8 protein-coding genes are annotated in these 10,904 nt (G+C 62.0%); 2 read left to right on the top strand and 6 right to left on the bottom strand.

Annotated elements, in window-relative coordinates; translation table 11 throughout:
* The 4 genes from TZ03_RS20405 to TZ03_RS20390 form a co-directional block, all read right to left on the bottom strand.
* The coding region (locus TZ03_RS20405) for an IS1182 family transposase (protein WP_051099982.1) at positions 1–565 on the bottom strand (565 nt) is incomplete at its 3' end.
* A 264-nt stretch (positions 566–829) separates the two neighbouring features.
* Positions 830–3,259, bottom strand: a complete 2,430-nt coding sequence (locus tag TZ03_RS20400) for a TonB-dependent siderophore receptor (RefSeq protein WP_051099981.1) — start codon at positions 3,257–3,259, stop codon at positions 830–832.
* 108 nt (positions 3,260–3,367) lie between these two features.
* Positions 3,368–4,330, bottom strand: coding sequence for a FecR family protein (locus TZ03_RS20395; RefSeq protein WP_051099980.1), 963 nt, complete (start codon positions 4,328–4,330; stop codon positions 3,368–3,370).
* Positions 4,331–4,350: 20 nt separating this feature from the next.
* Complete coding sequence (locus tag TZ03_RS20390) at positions 4,351–4,848, bottom strand: RNA polymerase sigma factor (protein WP_051099979.1); 498 nt, start codon at positions 4,846–4,848, stop codon at positions 4,351–4,353.
* 494 nt (positions 4,849–5,342) lie between these two features.
* Here TZ03_RS20390 and TZ03_RS20385 point away from each other — a divergent pair, with 494 nt between their 5' ends.
* On the top strand, positions 5,343–6,506 hold the full coding sequence (locus TZ03_RS20385; protein WP_051099978.1) for a type III PLP-dependent enzyme: 1,164 nt from the start codon (positions 5,343–5,345) through the stop codon (positions 6,504–6,506).
* Between the two features lie 237 nt (positions 6,507–6,743).
* On the opposite strand, the gene TZ03_RS20380 is transcribed toward TZ03_RS20385, so the two are convergent.
* The gene (locus tag TZ03_RS20380; RefSeq protein ID WP_051099977.1) at positions 6,744–7,493 is read right to left on the bottom strand and encodes a tetratricopeptide repeat protein; all 750 of its coding nucleotides are present in this window, start codon (positions 7,491–7,493) and stop codon (positions 6,744–6,746) included.
* A gap of 3 nt (positions 7,494–7,496) precedes the next feature.
* Positions 7,497–8,177 carry a Fe2+-dependent dioxygenase gene (locus TZ03_RS20375; RefSeq protein ID WP_051099976.1) on the bottom strand — a complete coding sequence of 227 codons (681 nt, stop codon included), beginning with the start codon at positions 8,175–8,177 and terminating at the stop codon, positions 7,497–7,499.
* 221 nt (positions 8,178–8,398) lie between these two features.
* Here TZ03_RS20375 and TZ03_RS20370 point away from each other — a divergent pair, with 221 nt between their 5' ends.
* Positions 8,399–10,681, top strand: a complete 2,283-nt coding sequence (locus tag TZ03_RS20370; protein WP_051099975.1) for a TonB-dependent receptor — start codon at positions 8,399–8,401, stop codon at positions 10,679–10,681.
* The last annotated feature ends 223 nt before the right edge of the window (positions 10,682–10,904 follow it).

Genomic DNA, 10,904 nt, shown 5'->3' with positions numbered 1-10,904 from the left:
CGGCACTTTCACTCTGATCCGACTCATCCAGGGTCGCCAGGTAACGAGCAATACGTTGATCCAGCTTTTCCAGGTCCCGCTTGAGATGTTTGGTGCTGACATGGCGGCGATTGGAAGCTACGGCTCTGAATTTGCTGCCATCAATTGCGACGAGATCCCCCTTGACCAAGCCCGCACCGCGACAGAACTGCACAAAAGCACGGCAGGTGGCTGAAAACGCCACAGTGTTGTCTCTACGGAAATCAGCGATGGTTTTGAAGTCAGGAGCAAGACGGTTGAGCAACCACATGACCTCGACATTGCGCTGACATTCGGCTTCAAGGCGACGGGAAGAACGGATCTGGTAGAAGTAGCCGTATAGGTACAGCTTGAGCAAATCAGCGGGGTTGTAAGGCGGGCGTCCATTCACTTTGGGCTCGGCCTTGTCGAAGCCCAGCACCTTCAGATCAATTCGGGCAACGTACGCATCAATGACGCGCACCAGATGATCGGCCGGGATAAGCTCATCAATCGAGACTGGAAACAGGCTGGTCTGATTCCGTGGTTCGCCCTGAATGTACGCCATGAAAAATGCCCCGCATCGTTGATGCGGGGCATTTTTCAGGAGCTGGCTCAAAATTTCAGGTTTTCACACAGCCTGTGTGGGAGCGGCCTTGTGTCGCGATGGGCCGCAAAGCGGCCCCGGCAATCTCTGATCAGAGCCCTAAAAATGGCTGCCTGTGCCGGCCTCTTCGCGGGCTCGCCCGCTCCCACAGGAATGCCACAAGCCTCCAGGCCTGCGCTGTACCTGTGGGAGCGGGCAAGCCCGCGAAGAGGACCAGCGCAAATGTCAGAACCCTACACTGGCCTGCACATAGAAGGTCCGTGGCTCACCCACATAGAGGCCGGCATTGTTGTCGCTGGAGCGGGTGAAATACTGCTTGTCGAACAGGTTCTTCACCCCCGCCGCCAGCTTCAGGTTGGACAGTTCCGGGCCAAAGTCATAGCCGCCACGGGCATGCCAGGTCACATAACCCGGGATGTCGCCATACTGCCCGTCCGCACTCGGCTCGGTGATGTAGTTACCGTTGAAGCTGCCATCGGCATTGATCCCGGTACCCGGCGCGCGCTGTTTGGACTGGGCGTAGGCATCCAGGTTCCAGGTCCAGCGATTGACCGCGTAACGCACCCCGGCCGTGGCCACCTGGCGTGAATAGAACGGCAGGTCACGCCCCTTGAAGCCAGGAATTTCCCCTTCATAGGTAGCGCGGGTATAGGTATAGCCACCACTCACCGACAGCCCGTCCAGGCGCGGGTCCAGCCCCGCCAGGTCATAACGCACCGAAGCCTCGATGCCCTGGTGCTTGGTCGCCCCGAGGTTGGTCCAGCCCACGTCGTTGCTGATGTACTGCAGCTCGTCATCGAAGTCGATGTAGAACGCGGTCAACTCACCGGCGAAACCACCATTGTCATAGCGCGTGCCGATTTCGTAGGTCTTGGCCTTTTCCGGCTCCAGGCCATTGGCCGTGCTGTCGCCGGCACCGCCCTGGCCCAGCTGGAAGTACTGCAGGCTGCCGAACGAAGTTTCGTAGTTGGCGAACACTTTCCAGGCATCGGAGATGTGGTACATCACGCTCAGCGCCGGCAGCGGCTCGTTGCTGGTGATGCTGCGGTTCTTCTCCGGCACTGGCTGGCCGTTGGCGCCGAGCACCGGGCGGTCGCGCCAGTCGGTGTTGATGTGCTCGAAGCGGATGCCCGGGGTGATGGTCCAGTTGCCCACGTCGATCTTGTCGTCGATGTAGTAGGCGCTGGCCTCGGTGCCGCCGCTGCGGTCCTGGAACACGTGGCCATCGGAGGTCGGGGTCACGGTCGGTACGTTGTCGATCAGCGCCAGGCGGGTGGACTGCTCGCGCATCGCCTCCTTCAGGTAACGGTAACCCACGCTGACTTCCTGGGTAGTCGGGCCGGCGAAGAAGATGCGCGACAGCCGCGGCTCGATGGCGAAGGTGTGGTAATTGCGCGGGTACGATGACAGGGTCTTCATGTCCCGCGCGGCGATGGCGCTGCCGCGGAAGCTGTCGGTGTAGTAGGTCAGCACTTCGAGCTGGGTGGCGTCGTCGAGTTGCCGCTGCCATTTGAACGACACATCCTTGCGCCGGCCGGCGAAGTAGTCGTAGTCACGCACTGACTGGAACGGGTTGCTGTCGTACTGGGCCTGGGTCAGGCCACCGGGCATGTCGGCACGGCCATCGTAGTAGTGGAAGTTGAGCCAGAACTCATCGACGTCGGTTGGCGCCCAGTGGGTCTTGAGGATGACGTCGTCGATGTCGTTGCCGTTGTTGCTTTCGCGGTAGCCGTTGCCATTCACCCCGGTGTACAGCAGCGCCACGCCCATGCCGTTGTCCGCCGTGCCGCCGACGAAGGCCGACTCGGTGTGCTTCCAGCCACCGTGCTGGGAGGTTTCCAGGGTGGTGGACAGCTCGGCCGAGGCCTTTTCCGGGATCGCCCGGGTGACGAAGTTGATCACCCCGCCGACGTTCTGCGGGCCATAGCGCACCGAGCCTGCGCCACGCACCACGTCGATGCTGTCGAGGTTGCCCGAGGAAATCGGCGCCATCGACAGCTGCGGCTGGCCATACGGCGCAAAGGCGGCAGGGATGCCGTCGATCAGCACCGTGGAGCGCGGCGACAAGCGCGAAGTCAGGCCGCGCACGCCAACGTTCAGCGACAGGTCGCTACCGCCGGTGCCGTTGGAGTCCTGCACTTGCACACCCGGGATGCCGCGCAGCACATCGCGTACGTTCATCGCGCCCTTCTCTACCATCGCCTCGCGGCGCACCACGGTGCGCGCGCCAGGGTGGTTGTGCACGACGCTTTGCTGGGCATCGCCCAGCCAGTCACCGACCACCTTGATGTCGGTGGGCGCCAGCTCCAGGCTACCGCTGCCCAGGTCGAGGGTAGTCGGCAACGGCTTTACCACGACAGTGTCCTGGGACATCTCGAAGGTCAGCCCGCTGCCTTGCAGCAACTGTTGCAGTGCCTGCACCGGCGCCAGGTTGCCGGACACCGCCGGGGCCTGCTTGCCAGCCACCAGCTCGGGGCTGAAGAACAGCTGCAGGTTGGTCTGCTGGCCAAGCTGGTTCAGCGCCGAAGCCAACGGTTGGGCCTGGATCTGGATGGTGCTGCCGGCCTCGGCGGCCTGACTGTTGACGGCCACCGCGCTGACCGCCAGGGCCAGCGCCAGGGCGCGGAAGCGTGGGAAAGGTTTGTTGTTTTTCACGTCGTCGAAACATCCTGGAGTACGGAATAAACGCCAACCGCTTGCAAATGAAAATGCTTGGCAGTTGCAGCTGGCGAGGAAGACGAACGAGCGAAAAAAAACCTGAATCTATTTCGCGATTATTTCGCGGGAGCCGTCTTCATGGGCCTTGATGGCCACCGGCAGGATGCTCGGCAAGGCACGCAGCAGCGCATCGGTATCGTCGGTGCTGAAGGTGCTGGACAAGCGCAACTGAGCGACTTTACCGGGGGCGACCCGCAACGGCTGGCTGCGGTAGCGCGATGCTTCGGCCACCACCTCGGCCAGGGTGGCGTTGTCGAACACCAGCTTGCCCTGGCGCCAGGCGGTCAGGGCGGCAGTATCGACCGCGTAGGGTGCGGCCACCTTGCCGTGCACATCGATATGCGAGCCCTGGCCGGCCGTCAGTTGTGCAAGCGAAGCGCCCTGGCCCTGCACACGAACCGAACCCTGCTCCACCGCCACGCGGGTGCTGGCCGGGTCCAGGCGTACGTCGAAGCGGGTACCGGTGACGGTCACGCTGCCTTGGGCGGTGTCGACCACGAACGGCCTGCCGCTGTCGTGGGCGACGGTGAACATCACCTCCCCCGCGCTCAGCCGGATATGCCGCTGGCCGGCGCTGAAGTCGACCTGCAATTGCGTACTGCCATTGAGTTCAAGGTGCGAGCCATCCGGCAGATCCACCTGGCGACGCTCGCCGAAGGCGGTCTGCAGGCTGCCCTGGTGGTTCAGTTGCTGGTAGTGCCAGCCGCCCCAGCCCAGGCCCAAGGCCAGTAGCGCCACACTGGCGGCCAAGGCCTGGCGTACGAAGCGCCGGCGTGGCAACTGGCGCACCGGGTCCGGCTGGCACAATGCTTCCAGGCGCTGGCGGGGGATGAAGTCGGCGGCCTGCCACACGCGGGCCAGTTGCTCGTACTCCTCACGGTGCCGCGCATCACTCTCCAGCCAGGCGCGCAACTGTGCCTGCAGCCCGGCATCCCGAGGCGCATCCTGCACGCGGGCGAACCACGCGGCCGCCTGCTCGCGGACGGTATCGGTACCGTGCTGTTTCATCGAAAAGGTCTCCTGACTCATCATGCCGACACATCCAGGTGCTCACGCAAGTGCCGGAGCGTGCGAATCATATACTTTTCGACCATGTTCTTGCTCAACCCCATGCGCTCGGCGATCTCGGCCTGGGTCAGGCCTTCGAGCTTCTGCCAGATGAACACCTGCCGACAGTTGAGCGGCAGTTCGGCCAGTGCCCGCTCGACGCTGTCGGCCAGCTCCAGGGCATGCACGTAGGCCTCCGGGTCGCCACTGCCAGACGCGCCCTCATCGAAAGCTTCCAGCTCCAGGGCCTGGCGCCGGTCTTCGCGGCGGAAGCCATCCACGGCAATGTTGCGTGCGGTCTGGTGCAGGTAGGCGCGTGGCTGCTCGACCCGCTCGCGCGGGTTTTCCAGGACCCGGACAAAGGCATCATGGGTGAGGTCCTCGGCCTGCTGACGACTGCGCAGCTTGCGCGTCCAGGTGCCGATCAGCTCATGGTAGTGGTCGAGGAAGCCTTTGGGTCCGGACACGGTCGGGGTCATCAGGGAGGCGGATAAGGTTGCGAATAGTAATGGTTCTCATAAAAACCAGCAAATCCGCCAGTCGGTAACAAAAAATTTATGCGTACTTTCCTGTACGGGGGTACCAGGAAAATGTGGCCATAAATATGAACACCGCTGGCCCCTTCGCGGGTAAACCCGCTCCTACAGGATTTGCGAAAACCCTGTAGGAGCGGGCTTGCCCGCGAAGGGCCCAACGCGGTCCATTCCACAATTTTTTACGTTTGAAACCTCGCGGGGAACATCAGCCGGTCACACGAGTCGGTTATTCAAATGGCTGGTCGTCGATCCACGTCGATCACGCCCGGATTGCCTGTTGATTCTGCATTCTTCACGCCCTAAAGTGCGCGCCGAACGTCCATGCTGGAAACGATCCATCCGGCTCAAGTACTGAGTAGGCGAACCAAAGTGGGGATACGGAGGACGTTCAGTTTGCAGCCACTTAATCTTTCAGTTTGCCCATGGAGTCCCTGAGCATGTCGATCCAGGTCGAAGACTATTTCGCGCGTGACACCTTCCAGAAAATGAAGGCGTTCGCCGACAAGCAGGAAACCCCGTTCGTACTCATCGACACCCAGATGATCAGCCAGGCCTATGACGACCTGCGCGCCGGTTTCGAATTCGCCAAGGTCTACTACGCGGTCAAGGCCAACCCGGCCGTGGAGATCATCGACCTGCTCAAAGAGAAAGGTTCGAGCTTCGACATCGCCTCGATCTACGAGCTGGACAAGGTACTGGGGCGCGGCGTCAGCGCCGACCGTATCAGCTACGGCAACACCATCAAGAAGTCCAAGGACATCCGCTACTTCTATGAGAAGGGCGTGCGCCTGTATGCCACCGACTCGGAAGCCGACCTGCGCAACATCGCCAAGGCCGCGCCGGGCTCGAAAGTGTACGTGCGTATCCTGACCGAAGGTTCCACCACTGCCGACTGGCCACTGTCGCGTAAATTCGGCTGCCAGACCGACATGGCCATGGACCTGCTGATCCTCGCCCGCGACCTGGGCCTGGTGCCATACGGCATCTCCTTCCACGTCGGCTCGCAGCAGCGCGACATCAGCGTGTGGGACGCGGCCATCGCCAAGGTCAAGGTGATCTTCGAGCGCCTGAAGGAAGAAGACGGCATCGAGCTGAAGCTGATCAACATGGGTGGCGGCTTCCCGGCCAACTACATCACCCGTACCAACAGCCTGGAAACCTACGCCGAAGAGATCATCCGCTTCCTCAAGGAAGACTTCGGTGACGAGCTGCCGGAAATCATCCTCGAGCCAGGCCGTTCGCTGATCGCCAACGCCGGTATCTTGGTCAGCGAAGTGGTGCTGGTAGCACGCAAGTCGCGTACCGCCGTCGAGCGCTGGATCTATACCGACGTGGGCAAGTTCTCCGGCCTGATCGAAACCATGGACGAGTCGATCAAGTTCCCGATCTGGACCGAGAAGAAAGGCGAAACCGAAGAAGTGGTCATCGCCGGCCCGACCTGCGACAGCGCCGACATCATGTACGAGCACTACAAGTACGGCCTGCCGCTGAATCTGGCCATCGGCGACCGCCTGTACTGGCTGTCGACCGGCGCCTACACCACCAGCTACAGCGCAGTAGAGTTCAACGGTTTCCCGCCGCTGAAGGCTTACTACCTGTAATGCAGAACGGGGCCGCAAGGCCCCGTTTCATTTGTGCTGTCCTGTACCGGCCCTATCGCCGGCAAGCCGGCTCCCACAGAGTCCTCACAGCTTTCAAATACTGTGCAGTACCTGTGGGAGATTCTATGGTTTCTGGCAAAGGCACCAGGGTTGCCAGGTGCTCGCCACAGCATCTGTCAGCCCTGATGCGATCCTGTGGGAGCTGGCTTGCCGGCGATAGGGCCAGCACAGGCACCCTCACTCCCCGCGCCGTTCGATTTCCTCGGCATAGCGCCCCGCAAAGGCCATGAGCACCGGCCCCGCCCCCTGCAAAGTCACCAGGGCAGCACGCAGGAAATTCATGTTGCCCTCAACCCGCGCCCGTTCCAGCCAACGACCGGCCTCTGCCAGGTCACCCCGCTCGACCAGCACCAGCGCCAAACTGAACATCCCGCGAAAATCCCCCGCCTCGGCCGAGCGCCGATACCAGCGCACCGCCCGCGCCGGGCTAGGTGCCGTGGCAATGCCCTGCTCCAGGTAACGCCCGTACAGGTTCATCGACTTGGCATGCCCCAGGTGCGCAGCCTTCTCGTAACACATCAGTGCCTGCGCCTGGTTGGCCGGTACCCCGCGCCCGGTGGCCAGCAGGTTGCCCAGGTTGTAGAGGCCCCAGTCCAACCCGGCATCAGCCGCGCGGGCATAGTGAACGGCCGCCTGAGCCAAGCTCACTTCGCCACCCCAGCCATGTTCCAGGCAGCGCCCGAGCATGTTGTGCGCCATGGCACTGCCGCCTTGCGCGGCAATTTCGAACCAGCGCCGGGCCACACAGGCATCCGCTTCGATACCACGTCCGTCGAGCAGAATCTGCCCCAGCAACAACTGCGCCTCGACCGCGCCCTGCCCTGCCGCCGCCAGGATCGCCTGGGCGGCCTTGCCGGGGCTGTGTTCAAGCATGGCCTGCAAGCCGGCCACATCCACCACTTCCTCACGCCGCAACTGATAGGACACGGCTCAGACCTCGGCCCAGCGGCGCAGCAGGTTGTGGTAGGTACCGGTCAGTTGCAGCAGCGACGGATGGTCCGGCACATCGGCCGTCAGCTGCTGGATGGCATTGTCCATCTCGAACAGCAGCGCCCGCTGGCTGTCCTCGCGCACCAGGCTCTGGGTCCAGAAGAACGCGGCGTAACGCTGGCCACGGGTCACAGGGTTGACCTTGTGCAGGCTGGTGCCGGGGTACAGCACCAGGTCACCGGCGGCCAGCTTGAGCTGTTGCACGCCATAGGTGTCCTGGATCACCAGTTCGCCACCGTCATAGCTGTCCGGGTCACTGAGGAACAGCGTGGAAGACAGGTCGGTACGCACCCGCTCCGGGCTGCCTTTGGGCTGACGCAGGGCATTGTCGATGTGGAACCCGAAATTGCCGCCTTCGCGGTAGCAGTTGATCAACGGCGGGAACACCTTGTGCGGCAAGGCCGCCGACATGAAGCGCGGGTTTTTCCACAGGCGTTCGATCAACGCAGCGCCGATCTCCTTGGCCAGCGGGTGCCCTTCCGGCAACTGCAGGTTGTGTTTGGCCTTGGCCGACTGATAGCCGGCCGTGACCTTGCCATCGGCCCAATCGGCCTGCTCCAGCGCCTCACGGATGCGGGCCAGTTCATCGGCGTCGAACAGGTCGGGGATGTGAAGCAGCATGGCGGCAGCACCGTTAGGAAGTGTAAAGGCGCCAATGATATTGATTCCCTTTTGCGCTTCACAAGCCCCATTTGCCCCTTAGACGTTTCAGCGTGAAAAAAATGTAAAGCCAAATTGTAAAGATTGTAAATTCTTCACGAATGGTAACGACTCTCAATTGTTAGTCACAATTGCTTACATTAAGATCCGCGGCCTTCATACCTTGGGGAAGGTCCTTAGCAATGCGCCAGTACGTACCATCTGCAGTGAGCTCACCACGCCTGATCGTGTCTGCCATCGGTGTCGCCCTTAGCGCCTCGTCGGTCTACGCCGCCGACCCGGCTGCCAGCAGCGCAATCACCCTCGACGCCACCAGCGTCAACGGCAAGGCTGAACAGGCCAGCACCGATTACAAGGTCGAGAAGGCCTCCTCGCCGAAGTACACCGCGCCGCTGGTGGACACCCCGCGTTCGGTCACCGTGATCCCGCAGCAAGTGATCAAGGACACCAACGCCCTGACCCTGCAGGACGCCCTGCGCACCGTGCCGGGCATTACCTTCGGTGCCGGCGAAGGCGGCAACCCGCAAGGCGACCGGCCGTTCATCCGAGGCTTCGACGCCCAAGGTGACACTTACCTGGACGGCGTGCGTGACACTGGCGCGCAAACCCGCGAAATCTTCGCCATCGAGTCGGTGGAAGTAGCCAAGGGCCCGAACTCGGCCATCGGTGGCCGTGGCGCCGCGGGCGGCACCATCAACCTGGTTAGCAAGCGTGCACACCTGGGCAACTCGCTGGACGGCGCCTGGACCTGGGGCAGCGACCAGACCCAGCGCTATACCTTCGATGGCAACTACCAGTTCAGCGATACCATTGCCGGCCGCCTGAACCTGATGACCCATGAAAGCAACGTTGCCGGCCGCGACAAGGTCAACTACGACCGCTGGGGTATCGCCCCGTCGCTGGCCTTCGGCCTGGGCACGCCGACTCGCGTCAACCTTGACTACTACCACCTGGAAAGCGACGACCTGCCGGATTCGGGCATCCCGTACAGCATTCCAGTTGCCGGCAGCAACGCCCGTACTTCGGCACATCCGAGCAAACCGGTCGATGGTGGTGACAGCGACAACTTCTACGGTCTGACCGGTCGCGACTTCCGCAAGAGCCGCGTGGACATCGCCACCTTCGCCATCGAGCACGACCTGACTGACTCGCTGACCATCAAGAACACCCTGCGCCATGGCAACAGCATGCAGGACTATGTCCTGACCCAGCCTGACGACAGTGCCGGTAACGTGAACAACAACGGTGTATGGCGTCGTGCCAACACCCGTGTGGGCAACACCGCCACCACCACCAACCAAACCGACCTGTTCGGCGAGTTCTTCGTCGGGGGCTTCAAGAACAATTTCTCGACCGGTATCGAACTCACCAAAGAAGAGTCCGACCGCCAGAGCTACACCGTCACGCCAAACAGCAAACTCACCTGTACCGGTCCTGGCAATGGCGGTAGCTGCACCTCGCTGAGCGACCCTAACCCGGACGACACTTGGAACGGCACGGTCTCGCGCAACTACGCCGGCACCAAGACCAGCGGCAAGACTCGAGCGATCTATGCCTTCGACACATTGGAGCTGACGCCCCAGTGGCTGCTGAACATGGGCCTGCGTTACGACCATTTCGATACCAAGTTCCGTACCTACGACGCCAGCGGCGCAACCGTCGTAAACAAGAACGGCGTACCCACCAAGGGTCGCGACAAGAGTGAATTCTTCACAGGCCAGTTGGGACTGGTCTGGAAGCCTGCCGAGAACGGTAGCATCTATATTTCCTATGCCACCTCCGCGACCCCGCCAGGCGCAATGCTCGGCGAAGGTACCGAGACCAACACACTGCCAGGCACCACCGACCGCAGCGGCAATGTTCTGGGCAGCGACCTGGAACCGGAAGAGACCACCAACTACGAAATCGGTACCAAATGGGACTTGCTGGATGAACGCCTGTCGCTGGCAGCGGCGCTCTTCCGTACCGAGAAGGAGAACGCCCGCGTACAGGTGGACAGCACCACCTACGAAAACGTCGGCGAAACCCGCGTGCAGGGTATCGAGCTGTCAGCCAGCGGCAAGATCACCGACAAATGGCAGGTATTCGCCGGCTATACCTACCTGCAGGCACGTCAGATCGACGGCGGCCCGCTGAACAAAGCCAACGACGGCAACCAACTGCCAAACACCCCGAACAACAGCGCCAGCTTGTGGACTACCTACTCCATCACGCCAAAGCTGACTATCGGTGGCGGTGCGTTCTACGTGGATGACGTATACGGCAGCGTGGCCAACACCACCATGGTCGACAGCTACGTGCGTTACGACGCCATGGCCGCCTACAAACTGACCAAGAACATCGACCTGCAACTGAACGTGCAGAACCTCACCAACGAGACGTACTACGACAAGGCCTACTCCACCCACTTCGCCAACCAGGCGGCCGGGCGGACTGCACTGTTGACCACCAGCGTGCATTTCTGATGTCGGGAATGGGTTGATCCGCTGATTGGGCTGTGCCTGTGCCGGCCCTTTCGCGGGCTCGCCCGCTCCCACAGGGACACCACAGTCCTCAAATCCTGTGGCGTACTTGTGGGAGCGGGCGAGCCCGCGAAGAGGCCAGTACAGGCTTCCACTGAAAGAAGCCCACCCCGGCCCCGTTCACTCCAGTGAGCGGGGCTTTTGCGTATCAAGGCATAATGCCCGC

The organism is Pseudomonas sp. 10-1B, assembly GCF_000935045.1.
Lineage (GTDB): Bacteria > Pseudomonadota > Gammaproteobacteria > Pseudomonadales > Pseudomonadaceae > Aquipseudomonas.
Note: the sequence above shows the minus strand (reverse complement) of the source record. Positions and strands in the feature narration are given on the sequence as shown.